Source organism: Devosia sp. (genome assembly GCF_034675085.1).
In the GTDB taxonomy this organism is placed as follows: Bacteria; Pseudomonadota; Alphaproteobacteria; order Rhizobiales; family Devosiaceae; genus Devosia.
Map to the genome: position 1 here is coordinate 1 of NZ_JAUCDN010000047.1, position 15,058 is coordinate 15,058.

At 65.8% G+C, this 15,058-nt stretch carries 18 protein-coding genes; 3 read left to right on the forward strand and 15 right to left on the reverse strand.

All coding sequences use genetic code 11. The features are described 5' to 3' along the window. Positions 1 to 223: 223 nt before the first annotated feature. Positions 224 to 1,393 carry a Xaa-Pro peptidase family protein gene (locus tag VDP82_RS04960; RefSeq protein ID WP_323013737.1) on the reverse strand — a complete coding sequence of 390 codons (1,170 nt, stop codon included), beginning with the start codon at positions 1,391 to 1,393 and terminating at the stop codon, positions 224 to 226. Positions 1,394 to 1,420: 27 nt separating this feature from the next. Further along, positions 1,421 to 4,771, reverse strand: a complete 3,351-nt coding sequence (putA, locus tag VDP82_RS04965) for a bifunctional proline dehydrogenase/L-glutamate gamma-semialdehyde dehydrogenase PutA (RefSeq protein ID WP_323013738.1) — start codon at positions 4,769 to 4,771, stop codon at positions 1,421 to 1,423. A 123-nt stretch (positions 4,772 to 4,894) separates the two neighbouring features. Between putA and VDP82_RS04970 the strand changes: the two genes are divergently transcribed. Next, positions 4,895 to 5,362, forward strand: a complete 468-nt coding sequence (locus tag VDP82_RS04970; protein ID WP_323013739.1) for an Lrp/AsnC family transcriptional regulator — start codon at positions 4,895 to 4,897, stop codon at positions 5,360 to 5,362. A 3-nt stretch (positions 5,363 to 5,365) separates the two neighbouring features. On the opposite strand, the gene trxC is transcribed toward VDP82_RS04970, so the two are convergent. The 3 genes from trxC to VDP82_RS04985 are packed head-to-tail and all read right to left on the reverse strand — an operon-like array spanning position 5,366 to position 6,395. After that, a complete protein-coding gene (trxC, locus tag VDP82_RS04975) occupies positions 5,366 to 5,797 on the reverse strand; it encodes a thioredoxin TrxC (RefSeq protein ID WP_323013740.1) in 432 nt (143 codons plus the stop codon). 29 nt (positions 5,798 to 5,826) lie between these two features. Beyond that, on the reverse strand, positions 5,827 to 6,153 hold the full coding sequence (locus VDP82_RS04980) for a beta-lactamase hydrolase domain-containing protein (protein WP_323013741.1): 327 nt from the start codon (positions 6,151 to 6,153) through the stop codon (positions 5,827 to 5,829). A 32-nt stretch (positions 6,154 to 6,185) separates the two neighbouring features. After that, the gene (locus tag VDP82_RS04985) at positions 6,186 to 6,395 is read right to left on the reverse strand and encodes a DUF2892 domain-containing protein (RefSeq protein WP_323013742.1); all 210 of its coding nucleotides are present in this window, start codon (positions 6,393 to 6,395) and stop codon (positions 6,186 to 6,188) included. Positions 6,396 to 6,494: 99 nt separating this feature from the next. On the opposite strand from VDP82_RS04985, the gene VDP82_RS04990 reads away from it, so the two are divergent. Beyond that, positions 6,495 to 6,773: a metalloregulator ArsR/SmtB family transcription factor gene (locus tag VDP82_RS04990; RefSeq protein WP_323013743.1), complete on the forward strand. Its 279-nt coding sequence runs from the start codon at positions 6,495 to 6,497 to the stop codon at positions 6,771 to 6,773. On the opposite strand, the gene VDP82_RS04995 is transcribed toward VDP82_RS04990, so the two are convergent. The 6 genes from VDP82_RS04995 to VDP82_RS05020 form a co-directional block, all read right to left on the reverse strand. Further along, positions 6,761 to 7,195, reverse strand: a complete 435-nt coding sequence (locus VDP82_RS04995; RefSeq protein ID WP_323013744.1) for a VOC family protein — start codon at positions 7,193 to 7,195, stop codon at positions 6,761 to 6,763. The two genes, VDP82_RS04990 and VDP82_RS04995, sit on opposite strands and share 13 nt — an antisense overlap. A gap of 54 nt (positions 7,196 to 7,249) precedes the next feature. Continuing rightward, entirely contained in the window at positions 7,250 to 8,515 is a 1,266-nt protein-coding gene (locus VDP82_RS05000) for a Na+/H+ antiporter NhaA (protein WP_323013745.1), read from the reverse strand. 78 nt (positions 8,516 to 8,593) lie between these two features. Next, positions 8,594 to 9,361, reverse strand: coding sequence for an SDR family oxidoreductase (locus VDP82_RS05005; protein ID WP_323013746.1), 768 nt, complete (start codon positions 9,359 to 9,361; stop codon positions 8,594 to 8,596). A gap of 75 nt (positions 9,362 to 9,436) precedes the next feature. Then, entirely contained in the window at positions 9,437 to 10,183 is a 747-nt protein-coding gene (locus VDP82_RS05010; RefSeq protein ID WP_323013754.1) for an SDR family oxidoreductase, read from the reverse strand. Then, positions 10,174 to 11,160 carry a D-erythronate dehydrogenase gene (denD, locus tag VDP82_RS05015; RefSeq protein ID WP_323013747.1) on the reverse strand — a complete coding sequence of 329 codons (987 nt, stop codon included), beginning with the start codon at positions 11,158 to 11,160 and terminating at the stop codon, positions 10,174 to 10,176. The genes VDP82_RS05010 and denD overlap by 10 nt, the downstream gene beginning before the upstream one ends. A 162-nt stretch (positions 11,161 to 11,322) precedes the next feature. Next, positions 11,323 to 11,484 (reverse strand): TIGR02186 family protein, encoded by a 162-nt coding sequence (locus VDP82_RS05020; RefSeq protein WP_323013748.1) that lies wholly within the window; start codon positions 11,482 to 11,484, stop codon positions 11,323 to 11,325. Between the two features lie 34 nt (positions 11,485 to 11,518). Here VDP82_RS05020 and VDP82_RS05025 point away from each other — a divergent pair, with 34 nt between their 5' ends. Further along, the gene (locus VDP82_RS05025; RefSeq protein ID WP_323013749.1) at positions 11,519 to 11,803 is read left to right on the forward strand and encodes a hypothetical protein; all 285 of its coding nucleotides are present in this window, start codon (positions 11,519 to 11,521) and stop codon (positions 11,801 to 11,803) included. A 224-nt stretch (positions 11,804 to 12,027) separates the two neighbouring features. On the opposite strand, the gene VDP82_RS05030 is transcribed toward VDP82_RS05025, so the two are convergent. From VDP82_RS05030 to VDP82_RS05045, 4 genes are all read right to left on the reverse strand, one after another. After that, positions 12,028 to 12,873 carry an oxidoreductase gene (locus VDP82_RS05030; protein ID WP_323013750.1) on the reverse strand — a complete coding sequence of 282 codons (846 nt, stop codon included), beginning with the start codon at positions 12,871 to 12,873 and terminating at the stop codon, positions 12,028 to 12,030. After that, positions 12,870 to 13,763, reverse strand: a complete 894-nt coding sequence (locus VDP82_RS05035) for a fumarylacetoacetate hydrolase family protein (protein ID WP_323013751.1) — start codon at positions 13,761 to 13,763, stop codon at positions 12,870 to 12,872. The genes VDP82_RS05030 and VDP82_RS05035 overlap by 4 nt, the downstream gene beginning before the upstream one ends. A gap of 21 nt (positions 13,764 to 13,784) precedes the next feature. Further along, positions 13,785 to 14,663 carry an MBL fold metallo-hydrolase gene (locus VDP82_RS05040; RefSeq protein ID WP_323013752.1) on the reverse strand — a complete coding sequence of 293 codons (879 nt, stop codon included), beginning with the start codon at positions 14,661 to 14,663 and terminating at the stop codon, positions 13,785 to 13,787. A gap of 35 nt (positions 14,664 to 14,698) precedes the next feature. After that, positions 14,699 to 15,058 (reverse strand): substrate-binding domain-containing protein (locus VDP82_RS05045; protein ID WP_323013753.1); only part of this gene is annotated, 360 nt, incomplete at its 5' end.

The following is a 15,058-nucleotide window of genomic DNA, read 5'->3' on the forward strand; positions in this document are numbered from 1 at the left end:
GTTCCGGTGGGCGCCCCAGAGGGGCTGAACCGAACATCTTCTTGATCCATCATGGCAAAGGGGACATGCCGCGCCAAGGCAACAATTTTACAGATCGGCAAAGTCGACCCTTGTCTAATGGGGCAAGTCCTGCCACGCTTCGCCCCGCCAACATCCTGTGGCCAAACGAATTCCCCCATCGGCCAGCCCGGCCGCCGCGCGCGCCCGCAAGGAAGCGGGGCGCCTATCCCGCCACGACCGCCTGCCGCGGCATTTCCGAAAGCACTTCGGCCGCCCCGTTGCGGATGATGACGATCTCCTCGAGCCGCAGCCCGAGGCGGCCGGCGAGGTAGATTCCCGGCTCGATGGAAAACACCATGCCCTCGTCCAGCACCGTGTCGCTGGTGGCGGTGATATAGGGCGGCTCGTGGATGTCGATGCCCATGCCATGCCCGGTGCGGTGGAGGAAATTGGGGCCATAGCCGGCCTGGGCGATGACGTCGCGCGCTGCCTTGTCCACCGCGCTGGCGCGCGCCCCCGGCACCGCCGCGGCGATGGCCGCTTCCACCGCCCGGTCGAGAATGGCGTGCAGATCGGCGAAGCCCTCCGGGGCCGGGCCGAAAGAGCCCACCCGCGTCATGTCCGAGAGATAGCCGCCGAGCCGCCCCCCGGTATCGATCAGCACCGCCGCGCCGCGTTCCAGCCGCGTCCGGCCGGTATGGTGATGGGGAAAGGCGCCATTGGCCCCGAAGCAGACCGAGCAGAATTCGGTGCTGGCGCCGTTAGCCTTGTAGAAATCGCCGATCACCTGCGCCACCTCCAGCTCGGTGATGCCCTCGCGCAGCGCGGCAAAGCCGGCGGCCATGGCGCGGTCGTTGAGCAGGGCCGAGGCCTTGAGCGCCTCATATTCCCCCTCATCCTTGCGCGAGCGGAGATAGCTCACCGTGTCGCCGGTGAAGCGCCGGCGCGCGCCGGGCAGCGCGTCCAGCACCAGCAGGGCGAAATCGGCCCGCATGGTTTCATCGAGCACGATGGAGGGGGCGTTGCGGTCGATCCCGGTCGCGGCCAGCAGGCTCTCCAGCGCCGCCGCCGGGCCATCGGCATCGGCCCAGGGGAAGAAGGGCAAATCGGTATGCTGGCGGGCGCTGTCGACATTGAGCGCCGGCATCAGGAAACCGGCGAAATCGCGGCTCACCATAAGCAGCACCGGACGCTCATCGCCATGGGGCGAGAGCGCGGCCAGCCACATCATATGGCTGGACGGGCCCAGCACCACCAGGTCGGTGCCGGTTTGCCGCATGCGGGCGCGCAGATTGGCCATGCGGGTGGCGAGAAGGGAGTTCATGTCAATCATATCCTCGAAAGGCTGCAAAGCCGGCATGCCATCAGCAATGCCCGGCTTTGCCTGCTTCATGCAAGCCCTCCCCTGTCGGGGAAGGGGCTAAAGCGTCGCCGCCATCAGCGCGGCATTGCCCCCCGAGGCGGTGGTGTCGATGCAGACATGGCGCTCGAGCTGCAAGCGCCCCGCTTCGTCCGGCCCCGACAAAAGCGGCAGGATGGGCCCGTCGCGCCGGCTCAGCGCCCGGCGGATGGCGCGCAGCCCCTCGGCGTCGCCGAACCAGGCCACCGCGTCGAAACCGGCGCCCGTGGCCAGATGGTCGAGATCCAGCCCTGCCGCCAGCGGCGCGCAGCCCGTGGCGCGGGCCATGGCGGCCTGGCCCTCCCGGTCTGCGTCCTCCGGTCCCAGGCAGAGCAGCGTGCCGCGCGGGGCGACTTGGAGGCGATTGGTTTCCCCCGTCGGGCCCGGCAGGTCCAGCACGCCCTGCTGCGCCGGCGCCCCGCCCCGGGTGAAGCGCGGCAGGTAATGCGGCCCGCCGGCCTTGGGGCCGGTGCCCGAAAGCCCTTCGCCGCCGAAGGGCTGCGAGCCGACCACGGCGCCGATCTGGTTGCGGTTGACATAGATATTGCCGGCGCGCACCGCCCGCTCCACCAGCTTCACCCGCGAGGCAAGGCGGGTGTGAAGCCCGAAGGTGAGCCCGTAGCCCGCCGCATTGACGGCGCCGATCACCGCCTCGATCTCGTCGGCCCTGAAGCTGGCCACATGCAGCACCGGCCCGAAGATTTCCTCGGGCAGTTCGGCAATGCCCGACACCCGCAACAAGGTCGGCGCAATGAAATTGCCCCGCTCCGGCGCCGCGAGCTGGTGGATCACCCGGTCCCGGCGCGCCGCGACATAGGCGTCGATCTTCTCCCGCGCCACGCCATCGATGATCGGGCCGATATCGGTGGCCAGGTCCCAGGGATCGCCCAGGCGCAATTCGTCCATGGCGCCCTTGAGCATGTCGATGGTCCGCTCGGCCGCCTCCTCCTGCACATACAGAATGCGCAACGCCGAGCAACGCTGCCCCGCCGACTGGAAGGCCGAGGCCAGGATATCGCGCACCGCCTGCTCGGGCAGGGCGGTGGTATCGACGATCATGGCATTCAGGCCCCCCGTCTCGGCGATGAGGGGAGCGTTGGGTGGAAAATGCTCGGCCATGGCGCTTTCGATGCGCCGTGCCGTTTGCAGCGAACCGGTGAATGAAATGCCATCAAGTGCTGTGCTCGATGTTAACAGTCCGCCAACCGCAACGCCCCCAAAGACAAGCTGAAGTGACGCCTCTTCCACCCCCGCCGCATGCAGCAATTGCACCGCACGATGGGCCACCAGCGGCGTTTGCGGCGCCGGTTTGGCCACCACCGCATTGCCCGCCGCCAGCGCCGCCGCCAGCTGGCCGGTGAAGATGGCGAGGGGGAAATTCCAGGGCGAAATGCAGGCGAAAACCCCGCGCGGCGGCGCCGTCAGCCCCTCCGCCTCCCCCGCATAATAGCGCAGGAAATCAACGGCTTCGCGCAATTCGGCCACCGCATCCAGCCAGGTCTTTCCGGCCTCGCGCGCCAATAGGGCATAAAGCTCGGCCCCATGCTCCTCATAGAGATCCGCCGCCCGCCGCAGCGCCTCCGCCCGCAGGCCGGCCGGCTTGCCACTCCAGCCGGATGCTCGCGCCGCCGCAATAGCTTGGGCGACCTGCGCCGGCGTCGCCTCGGCCACGCTGCCCACCAGATCATCGGGCTCGGCCGGATTGGTAATCTCCTGGCCTTGCCCCACCTGCCAGCGATGCGTCCTGAAGGCCTCGCGCGCCGCCGCCATGGCGCCGAACCGGATCGGATCCGTCAGGTCCAAGCCCTTGGAGTTGCGGCGCTTTCCAAAGATTTCGGCCGGCGCGGAAATGGCGGGATTGGTGAGGGCGTCGCCCAGCGCCAGCAGCTTGCCGATGGGATCCTCGGCCACTTTTTCAGCCGGAATATCGGCGTCGGCAATCTGGTAGACGAAGGAGCCATTGGCGCCGTTTTCAAGCAACCGCCGCACCAGATAGGCGAGCAGGTCCTGATGCGCCCCGACCGGCGCGTAAATGCGGGTGGTGGCGCCATGATCGCGCCGCAGCACCTCGTGCAATTGCTCGCCCATGCCATGCAGGCGCTGGAACTCGAAGCTGTCCATGCCGCGCCCCGCCCCTGCCGCCAGATGCAGCACGGCGGCTGCGGTATGGGCGTTGTGGGTGGCGAACTGGGGATATATGGCCTTGGCAGCAAAGAGTTTTTTTGTCGCCGCTATATAGCTGGCATCGGTCGCCGCCTTGCGGGTATAGACCGGATAGCCGGGCAGGCCCTGCACCTGGGCCCGCTTGATCTCGGCATCCCAATAGGCGCCCTTGACCAGCCGCACCATGATGCGTCGCCCAAGGCTTTCGGCGGTTGCTTCGAGCCAGTCGATCAGCGGCAGCACGCGCTTGCCATAGGCCTGCACCACGACGCCAAACCCGTCCCAGCCGGCCAGCTCGGGCGTGGCCAGCACCGCTTCGATCACATCGAGCGACAGATCCAGGCGATCCGCCTCCTCGGCGTCGATATTAAAGCCCATATCGGCTTCGGCCGCCGCCAGCGCCAGCTTGCGCGTGGCCGCGACCAGTTCGGTCATCACCCGCTCGCGCTGGGCCGCTTCATAGCGCGGATGCAGGGCGCTTAGCTTGACCGAAATGCCCGGATTGTCGCGCACAGAGCCCTTGGTGCAATGGCGCGAGAGGGTGCGGATGGCGCCCAGATAGGCGTCGAAATAGCGCGCCGCGTCGGCCCCGGTGCGAGCCGCTTCGCCCAGCATATCATAGGAATAGCGATAGCCCAGCGCCTCGGTTTTGCGGGCGTGATCCACCGCCTCCTCGATGGTGCGGCCGAAGACGAACTGGCTGCCCATCAGCCGCATGGCCTGGCCCACGGCGGTGCGGATCACCGGCTCGCCCAGCCGGGCAATGGCCCGGCGCAGCGCGGTTTTCGGCCCGATTTCGGGGTCGCCCAGCACTTCGGCGGTCAGGTTCAGCGCCCAAGAGGAAAAATTGACCAGCGGGCTGGGCGAGGCGCCGAAATGGCCGGCCCAGTCGGCGCCGCCAACCTTGTCGTGGATCAGCGCATCCACCGTCTCGCTGTCGGGCACCCGCAGCAGCGCCTCGGCCAGTGACATCAGCGCCAGCCCCTCCTCGCTGTCGAGGCCGTATTCGGCGAGGAAGCTCTCCATAAGCCCCGGTTTCGCGCCCCCACGCACCGCCTGCACCAACTTGGCGGCGCTGGCCGAAATCGCCCGGCGCGCCGGGGCATCGAGCCCGGCCTGGGCGATGAGGCCGTGCACGAGTTCGCCCTCGTCGGCATAAAGGCAGGCGTGCATTGCCCGGCGGGCGGACGGGGCGGAAAGCGGCGTCATCTGGGTATCCTTTGCAGCAAAACCGCCTCAGAGTGCCAGAGCCGCGACAGGCCTTTCACCCAATCTATCCCCGGGCGCCGCATTCATGGTATGATCTTTCAGGGTTTGGCAGGCGTATCGACCATGAAACAGATTGAAAACAGCCAACTCGACCAGATAGACCGGCGCATTCTGGACGAATTGGCGCAAAATGGCCGCATCAGCGTTGCCGAACTCAGCCGGCGGGTAAACCTGTCCAAGACTCCCTGCCAGGCGCGCATGAAGCGGCTGGAGCAGGCGGGCTATATATTGGGCTATCGCGCCGTGCTCGATCCCCGCCGGCTCGGCCTGCCCCATGTCGCTTTCGTGGAAGTGCGCCTCAGCGATACGCGCAAGGCGGCGCTCGATGCCTTCAACAAGGCGGTGCGCCTGCTGCCCGAGGTGGAGCAGGTCCATATGATCGCCTCGAGCTTCGATTATCTGCTCAAGGTGCGCACCAAGGATATTTCGGCCTATCGGGAGGTGCTGGGCGAGAAGATTTCCGCCCTGCCCCATGTCGCCCATACCTCCACGCATGTGTCGATGGAGGCGGTCAAGGACGAGGTCGAGTGAGCCTCAGCCCCCAATGAGGTTGCGTGCCCAGGCCAGGATATCCCCGCTCGACATGGCGCCGGAAACCCGGCCCTTTTCCTTGCCACCGGAAAAAAGGATCATGGTGGGAATGCCGCGAATGCCGGCGCGGGCCGACCAATCCTGATTATCGTCGGAGTTGAGCTTGACGAAACGCATGGCCGGCTCGGCCCGCCCGGCGGCTTCGGCAAATTGCGGCCCCATCACCCGGCAAGGGCCGCACCAAGGCGCCCACACATCGACCAGCACCGGAATATCGGTGCGGGCGATCTGCTTTTCGAGGCTGGGCGCGGCCAGGTCGGCCGGCTGGCCATCGAAAAGCGCCGCGCCGCACTTGCCGCATTTTCCCGACGCCGCCTGCGGCTCGTCGGGAATGCGGTTGACGGCGTTGCAATGAACGCAGACGACATGGGTCACGGCGCGCTCCTCAGCTATATCGGGTCCGCTCAGCGGCCCAGCGTGGCGTGGAGCGTAGCGGCACGGGCCCCCGAGCGGCAATAGCCCAGCATGGGCCGGGGCAGGCTGTCCCAGGCCTGGTGGAAGCGGATGATCTGCCCCTCCCCCACCATGCCCGAGACGGGGATATGCACCGCCTCCAGCCCCACGGCGCGAGCCGCCTCGGCCAGTTCGGCGAAACCGGGCTGGCCGGGCTCCTCGCCGTCGGGACGGGCGCAGAGAATGGATTTATACCCGGCCTCGGCAATGGCCTTAAGATCGTTGGTGCCGATCTGGCCAGTGACGGAGAAGTCGCTGCTGACCTTGCGAATATTCATGGATTTATCCCCGCGCTTGAAAAAGGAAAACATCAGCGCGCCTTGTTGGTGGAAAGCCCCAAGACCCGGTAGATCGGGCAGAAGCGCAGGAAAGCGGTGGCGATCAGCACCACGCCGATGACCGGCAGGCCCCATTGCAGCACCGGCGCCAGCACCAGGCCGGGAATGAAGGGCACGATGACGAGCACGACGCCGGCGACGAGACGGATCAGGCGATCGAGCGAACCGAGATTGACCGGCATGGCGGCCTCCTTGCAAACCGCCCGCAATGGGGCGATAGTTAACTTACAAATATTCGTATATACGAGACTACTAATATGTTCAAGATGGATCCGGGCAAAATGGCGGAAAATGCCGACAGGGCGGCGCAGCTGCTCGTCGCCATGGCCAATCCCAAGCGCCTGCTGATCCTGTGCCATCTGCTGGATCGGGAGCTCAATGTGGGCGAGCTGGCCGAACGGGTGGCGCTGGGGCAGTCGCCGCTGTCCCAGCATCTGTCGAAATTGCGCGCCTGGGGGCTGGTGAGCACCCGGCGCGAAGGCCAGCAGGTGCGCTATTCCCTCGCCTCCGATGAGGTGCGCCGCCTGCTCGAAACGCTTTACGGCCTTTATTGCGCCTGAGACGGTGTCCAGCCCTGTGGCGGGTTGGTGCTGATCATCCAGGGAATGCCGAATCTGTCGATCAGCGAGCCGAAGCCGGGCGACCAGAAGGTCTCGCCGAACGCCATGGCGACCTTGCCGCCCTCGGCGAGCTGGTCGAACCAGCGCTGCGCCTCGTTCTTGTCGCCGGTGTGCAGGGTCACGTCGAACCCGTTCTTGGGCCTGGCGATATTGGGCGCCCAGCCCTCATCCATGTCGGCGCCCATCAGCGCCTGGTCGCCCACTTCCAGCCAGCAATGCATCAGCCAGTCGCGATATTTCGGGTCGGGCGCGCCATCTCCATAGGGAAAGCTGGCGGTGATGGTTCCGCCCAGGATGCGCGCATAAAATTCGAACGCCTCCCGGCACTGTCCCTGGAAACTGAGACTGGTCACGATCTTCATGGGAATCTCCTCTCTTTGCCGTGGAGGAGATAACAGCGCGAAGCCCCGCTTCGTTCAATCACCCGGAGGAGCGACGCTGCGGCTGACCCTGAAGACCCGTCCGGCGGCGATGGCGATAATGGCGCTGCCCAGGCTGAACAGGGCGCCCATCTTGGCCGCATCCTGCACCGGACCGGCCGGGAAGGCGACCGAGGCGACGAAAAGCGCGACAGTGAAGCCGATGGCGGAAACGAAGCCCACCACCGGCAGATCGCGCAGCGCCATGCCATCGGGCAACCCCAGCCGCATCGGATAGGCCGCAATCCAGCCGAAAAAGGTGATGCCCAGCGGCTTGCCCAGGATAAGGGCGAAAAGCACCAGCCAGGTCGGCTCGGAAATGGCCGAGAACTCCACCCCCGCATTGAGCAGGCCGAAGCCGAAGAGCACGAACTGCACTGGCGCCTTGAGGGCGTGCTCCAGGGTGTTGAGCAGATCGGTCTGGTAGCGCTCCTCCTCGGCGAAAATGCCGAATTCACGCTCGGCATGGGGGATGGTCGGCACGATGGGCAACAGCCCCAGCGCCGGATGCAGCCCCGCCATTTGGAAGCCATACCAGCTCGCGGCGCCCGCCAGCGCCCAGGGCCAGAAGCCCAGCGTTTTGCGCATCCAGGTGGAATGGGGACGCTGCTGGTCGCCCCGGTCGAGCCGGCGGGGCAGTACATTGGCAAGGAAGTAAACGGCCAGCGCCGCGACCAGCGAGAGCAGCAGCCAGGCCGGCGCCACCTCGCCGCTGGGATAGAAAATCGCAAGGATGGCCAGCCCGCCGGCATCGTCGGCAATGGCCAGAAGCAGCAGGAAGCCGATAGCGGGATGGCGGGCGCCGAAGATCACCCGGCCCACCAGATAGGAAAAGGCGATGTCGGTCGCGGTGGGAATGGCCCAGCCGCGATGCACGTCGCCCAGGACGCCGAGGGCCAGCGCCAGGCCCAGATAGACGACGACCGGCCCGGCCATGCCGCCCAGCGTGGCGATCAGGGGCGTGAGCGCCTTGCGCCCGCGCAGGGCGCCATCGCGCAGAATAATGCCTTCCCACACTTCCTTGGCGGCAATGGCGAAGAAGAAGGCCATCAGCACGTCATTGAACAGGAAATGCAGCGTCATCACCCGCTGGACGACGCCATCATGGCTTTCCAGCACTCCTACGGGGCCGCCGCTCCAGAGCACGAAATGCACCAGCGCATGGTAGCTTTGCGGATCGACATTGGCCCAGACCAGCGCGATCAGCGCCCCGCTGATCAGCAGCAGCGAATAATCGGAGATATAACTCCAGACGCGATACATCGCCCCCTCCATGCAGAATCGGGCGGACCTTTATCCAGATCGACCCAGATCGCAAGATTTTTCGGACCGATCATTGCCTCAAAGAGAAACCGTAATGCCGCCATCGACATAGAGCGTATGGCCATTGACGAAGCTGGCGGCGTCCGAGGAGAGGAAAACGGCCGCACCGACCAGTTCCTCCACATCGCCCCAGCGGCCGGCGGGGGTGCGTTTTTCGAGCCAGCCGGAAAATTCGGCGCTGTCGACCAGCGCCTGATTGAGCGGGGTCTTGAAGTAGCCCGGCGCGATGGCGTTGATCTGCAGGCCATATTTGGCCCAGTCGGTGCACATGCCGCGCGTGAGATTGCGCACCGCGCCCTTGGTGGCGGTATAGGGCGCGATTCCCGGGCGCGCCAGCTCGGCCTGCACCGAGGCGATGTTGACGATGCGGCCGCGCCCGCGGCCGATCATGTGCCGGGCCACGGCCTGGCTTGTGTAGAAGACGCTGGACACATTGGTGGCCAAAAGCTGCTCCCAGCGATCGGCGGGATAATCTTCCAGCGGCGTGCGGAACTGCATGCCCGCATTGTTGATGAGGATATCGATTGGCCCCAGGCCGGCTTCGATCCCGTCCACCCCGGCGGCGACATCGTCCCGCCTTGTGACGTCGAAGGCGGCCATCTCGACCTCTATGCCGTCGGCGCGCAATTGGTCGCGCGCATCGGCCAGCTTGCCGGGGTCGCGGCCATTGAGCACGACGCGGGCGCCGTATCCGGCGAGCCCCCGGGCCAGCGCCAGGCCGATCCCCTGGCTGGAGCCGGTAATCAGGCAGATGTGGTTGCTGAGGTCAAAATGCTTTGCGGTCATGGCATGCTCCTGCGATTGGCCTGGGCATAGTCGGAATTGGGGATGGGCGCCAGCCCGGGCGCGGGAACGGCGCTGCTAGCCGCGGCCGACAAAGGGCATTTGCGTGGCCATCAGCGTCATGGTCAGCACATTGGCCTCGAGCGGCAGGCCGGCCATGTCGGCAACCGCCTTGCCGATCAGGGCCGCGTCGATGGTCGGCTCGACTGCCATGGAGCCATCGGCCTGCAGGACCCCCTGGCTCATCCTGCTGGTCATCGCCGTTCCGGCATTGCCGATGTCGATCTGGCCGCAGGCGATATTGAACGGGCGCCCGTCGAGCGCCGAAGATTTGGTCAGCCCGGTGATGGCATGCTTGGTGGCCGTGTAGGGCGCCGAATGCGGGCGCGGCGTGGTGGCCGATATCGAGCCGTTGTTGATGATGCGCCCACCTTGCGGAGCTTGCCCCTTCATCTGGCGGAAGGCGGCGCGGGTACACAGGAACGCCCCGGTCAGATTGGCCGCGACCACCTGGTGCCAGATGGCGATATCGAGCTCGTCGATCGGCACGGCGGGAGCCGACATGCCGGCATTGTTGACCAGCAGATCGAGCCGGCCAAAGCGGGCGACCACCGCCTCGAACAGGCCATCTACCTGCTCGGCAAGGCCGATATCGGCCGGATGGACGAAGGTTTCGCCGCCCAGCTCGGCCGCCGCCATATCGAGCACTTCGGCCCGGCGGCCGGTCATGGCCACGGCAAAGCCGGCCTCGATCAGCGCCCGGGCAATGGCCTTGCCCACGCCCGTCCCCGCGCCGGTCACCAATGCGATCTTGCTCACGGAAATTCCCCTCCGAGTTCGTCCTCAATATAGGCCGCGATGATTTCCCGGAAGGTGCTTTCCGCCCGGAACCCCAGCGACAGGGCGAGATCGGGCGCATAGTCGAACGCCCACCCACCAACGATACGGGCGATGCGCTCATCCGGCTCACGGCGGATGAGCCGGCTCGCCCCGGTACCGGCGAGCTGTTCCAGCGCGGCGATCTGATCGGCGACGGTGGCGGACAACCCCGGCATGATGAGATTGCGGCGCGCGCCCAGGCCGGAAAGATCGATGCCGGCGCCGTGCACCAGAAACTGCACCGCCGCCCGCGGGCTGGCAAACCAATGGCGCACGCTCTCATCCACCGGCAAAACGGCTTCCCGGCCCGCCAGCGGCTCGCGCAGGATATTGGAAAAGAATCCCGAGGCGGCCGCATTGGGCCGGCCGGGGCGAATGCAGATGGTGGGCAGGCGGATGCCGATGCCATCGAAGATGCCGCGCCGGCTGTAATCGGCCAGCAGCAATTCGGTGATCGCCTTCTGCGTGCCGTAGCTGGTGAGCGGGGCCGTGAGGAACTCATCGCCGATCGGGGAGGCAAATGGCGGGCCGAACACGGCCAGTGACGAACAAAAGACGAGGCGCGGGAAATAGGGCTGCCTGGCTGCCTCAAGACGAATGGCCTCGAACAAGGCCCGGCTGCCGTCGAGGTTGACGCGATAGCCTTTGTCAAAATCGGCTTCGGCCTCGCCGGACACCACCGCCGCCAGATGAAAGATCACGTCAGGACGACTTTCCACCAGCCTTGCGGCATCCCCCGGAGAGGACAGATCGCCGACGCGGGCGACCAGCTTGCCACCATGGTTCGCCGGCGACGGGGGAAGCATGATATCGGCCAGCGTCATCGTTTCGATGGTGTTTCCGTTGAGCGCGCCGTCCGCCGCCAGCCGCTCGGCGAGCTTGCGGCCGATCATGCCGGCCGCGCCAAGGATCAGTATATGCATCGTTTTCCCCCGGATGGGATGCCTGCAGGATCAAGCCGAACAGCCGTATCCCTTCGAGCGCATCATGGCATAGCGGCCTCCGATTTTCATCCGTCTGATGCGCAAGCCGCGGCTTAAGGCGGCGGCTTCGACAATCCCGCCATGTGACACGAGCTTTCAGCCCTACCGCTTAAAAAGAATGCCGCCCAGCCATCCGGTCACCAGCGCAAGGATTATGGTAGCCAGGCCATAGAGCGCCGAATTGTCCCTGGCGGCCTGTTCCATGAAGCGCTCCAGGCCTTGGTGTGAACCCGGAAATGCCGAAATAGCTGGGCACCTGCTCATACTGGGCCGCACCGCTATTGAGGACGAGGCCGAGTTGCCGCGTCTTTTCCCGCACAATCCAATCGGCACGCGGCCCCCGGACGATGACTGCTTCGGCTTCCAGTCCGAAATCGGCCAGGATCACCGCGCGCTCCGGCCCCTCGCCATCCTGCGGCATCTCGGGGAAGTCCGTGCCGACAAAGCTCCGGCCGCCGGCTCCACTGCCGGCGCCGGCGGCGGCGAATGCGGGCGTGATGGCGAACAGCAGCTCAAGGCGGCGCCTCCAGTCCCCTCGCGCTGCCGGCGCGACGGACGGCTCTGCTCCACGCCGACACCCTAATCGATCGATCAGCCAGAAAGAGCATCCGTCATAACCCGGCCGGGCGCGCTTTACGCCGGCCGGATCATCGCCACCGGACAACCCGACATGGTGCTGACACCGGAAATTCTCAGCGACGCCTTTGGCGTGCATGCCGACCTGATCACGGATCCGCGCAGCGGCAAGAGCATCTGCGTGCCCTTCGCCCTGTCCCGGCAGGAGCCCTGAGAAGAGCGCCTGTCCTCTCAGTCGTCGAACGACACCGACAGGGACACCGCCTCCCAGGCGTCGATCTCGTTGCCGAGCGCAGCGAGCTTCTGGCGAACACCTGGAACGGCATCCTGGCCCAGCAGCAGGTGAAGCGGGGGCGGCTCGGCGCCTATGGCCTTCAGCACGGCCTGTGCGGCCTTTTCCGGATCGCCCTGCTGACGGCCGCTACGGTCCAGGCGCGCCTGGCGGATCGGTTCGAACAATTGGTCATAGTCGCCGATCATCCGCTCGCTTCGGATCATCGACCGGCCGGCCCAATCGGTGCGGAAAGCGCCCGGCGCCACATTGGTGACGGCGATTCCCAGCCCGCGGACTTCCTGGGCAAGCGATTCGAAAATGCCTTCCAGGGCAAATTTGCTGCCGTGATAGAAGGACAGGCCGGGAAAGGTGACGAGGCCGCCAATGGAGGTCACCGTAATGATGTGGCCGCGGCGCCGGGCGCGCATATAAGGCAGCACCGCCTTGGTGACGGCGACCGTGCCGAACACATTGACTTCGAACTGACGGCGAAGCTCGTCCAACGCAGATTCTTCGAACAGGCCCTCATGGCCATAGCCGGCATTGTTGATGAGGACATCGATCGGGCCGATCTCGGCTTCGATTTCCGCAACGGTCGGCGCAATCGCGTCATAGTCGGTGATGTCCAGCATTCTTGCAAAAGCACGGCCCTCGCCGGAGGCTTCGAAAACGCTCCCGGCCGCCTCACTGCGGACCGTGCCGACGACCCGGTGTCCGGCGGCAATCGCAGCGGCGGAGAAGGCCTTGCCGAACCCGGTGCTGACACCGGTGATCATGATGAGTTTCTGAGCGGCGCTTGTCATGACATTCCCTCCATGTGTGCGGTTCGAGCCGCGACCACGCGGTTCTCGATCTGTCCCAGGCCCGCGATTTCGAGGCGCACCACGTCGCCGGGCCTCAGGAATTTCGGCGGATCGAAGGCGATGCCGACCCCGGCCGGCGTACCGGTGGCGAGAATGTCCCCCGGCTTGAGGGTCATGACCTGGCTGAGATAGGCGATCTGGTCGTAGATGTCGTAGATCAGGTGCCGCGTATTGCCCTGCTGGCGCAGGTCGCCATTGACGAAGGTGCGCAGCTCCAGGTCGTGCGGATCGGCGATTTCGTCGTCCAGCGTCAGCCAGGGACCGGTAGGACCGTGGGTGTCGAACGACTTGCCCAGCGTCACCGTGGGCGAGCGGAACTGCCAGTCGCGCACCGAGACATCGTTGACAATCATATAGCCGCCGATGACGGAGCGGGCTTCCTCGCGCGCGACATTGCGGCAGGCCTTGCCGATGACCACGGCCAGTTCGACCTCGTAGTCGAGATCATCCGACACCACCGGCTTGACGATGTCGTCATGAGGACCGGTTATGCAGGAGACCTGCTTGTTGAACCATTTCTGCGATTGCGGCTTTTCCAGCCCGAGCGCTTCGGCTTCCTGGCTGTGATCGGCATAATTCATGCCGATGCCCAGGAATTTTTCCGGGTCGGGGATTGGCGCATGCAGGCACAGACCGGAGAGCGCGAGGGGACGGCCATCCTCTATCCTGACCGCATGGAAGCGCTCACGCGCCGCAGCGCCGGCCGCGAGAAAAGCCTTCACATCGCGCGGCAGCTCAGGTGCGGCCTCGGCGAGGCCGATGATCCGGTCGCCAAAAACCTTGCCCAGCAGCCGCTCGCCGCCGGAAGTCGAAAATACAGCTAGGGGCATGATGCTATCCTGGTTCCGGCCTCAGGCCATTTCATATTGCCAGCGCTCCGGCACGCCCTCATAGCCATCGCCATTGCGCACGATGTGCAGGAAGCCGGGGAAGTGGACATGCATTCCGGCCACAAGCAGCCGGTCCCTAGCGACCCAGTCGAGAACCCGCCGCCGCGTGGCGATGGCGGCCTCGCCATCGACGTCGAAGGAGACCGTCACCTCGGGATTGGGAAATTGCAGTTCCTGGGCGTGGCAGATATCGCCCCAGATCAGCAGCGATTCGCCGCCCGATTCGATCATGTAGCCGGTATGGCCCGGCGTATGCCCGGGCAGCGGCACGGCCGTGACGCCGGGGAACACCTGGCCGCGTGCATCGCGCATGCGGTCCGCATAGGGGGCAATCTGAAAGCGCGGGTGATCGAAATAGCGCAATTGCCCCACCGCATCGAACGGGGCGCGGGCGCCATCGTCCTGGCGAAAGCGCACATCGGTCTCGCTCACCACCAGTTCCGCCAACGCAAAGAGCGCCTTCCCGTCTTCCCCGGTCAGGCCGTTGGAATGATCGGGGTGAAGATGGGTGAGCAGGACCGTATCGATATCGGCCTCAGCCACTCCAGCGGCTGCAAGCGTCCGCGGCAGAATTCCCAGGGTCGGGCCCATGGTCTGGCCAGCGCCGGTATCGATCAGCGCCGCCCTTCCGCCCGAGCGGATCAGGAAGGCATTGATGGCCACGCGGGGCGGAACGCGCTGGAAGCGAGCCTGGAAGCGCTGCGCCACCTCGTCCTGGGTCAGCCCGCGATAGGCGGCCATGGGCGTATCGTAATAGCCATCCGACAGGGCCGTCACCACGATATCGCCGATGCGCCGGTGATAGATGCCGGGCGTCTGCACCTGGGGGATTGATCTCATGTGCTGTTTCTCTGCGGTGGTCATTTGGGTTGAGGTCAGGCGCTTTCGCGGCGGATAATCGAGAAGCCGCAATCGATGACGGAGGGGCCGTCATAGGCCCCTTCGAGGCGCTGCATGATGATGCGCGCGCATTCGCGGCCGATCTGGGCGCGGGGCACATCGACCGTGGTCAGCGACGGCACGAGGGTCGAGGCCAGTTCCACATTGCCGAAACCGGCAATGGCCAGATCCTGGGGAATACGCAGCCCGGCGCGCATGGCGCCCATGACCGCACCGAAGGCCAGCGTATCGGACGAGCAGAACACCGCATCGACCGCCGGGGTGACCTTGAGGAGTTCCCTGACGCCGGCGCTGCCCGATTCCATGCTGAAAGGGACGTTGATTTCCATGCCCGG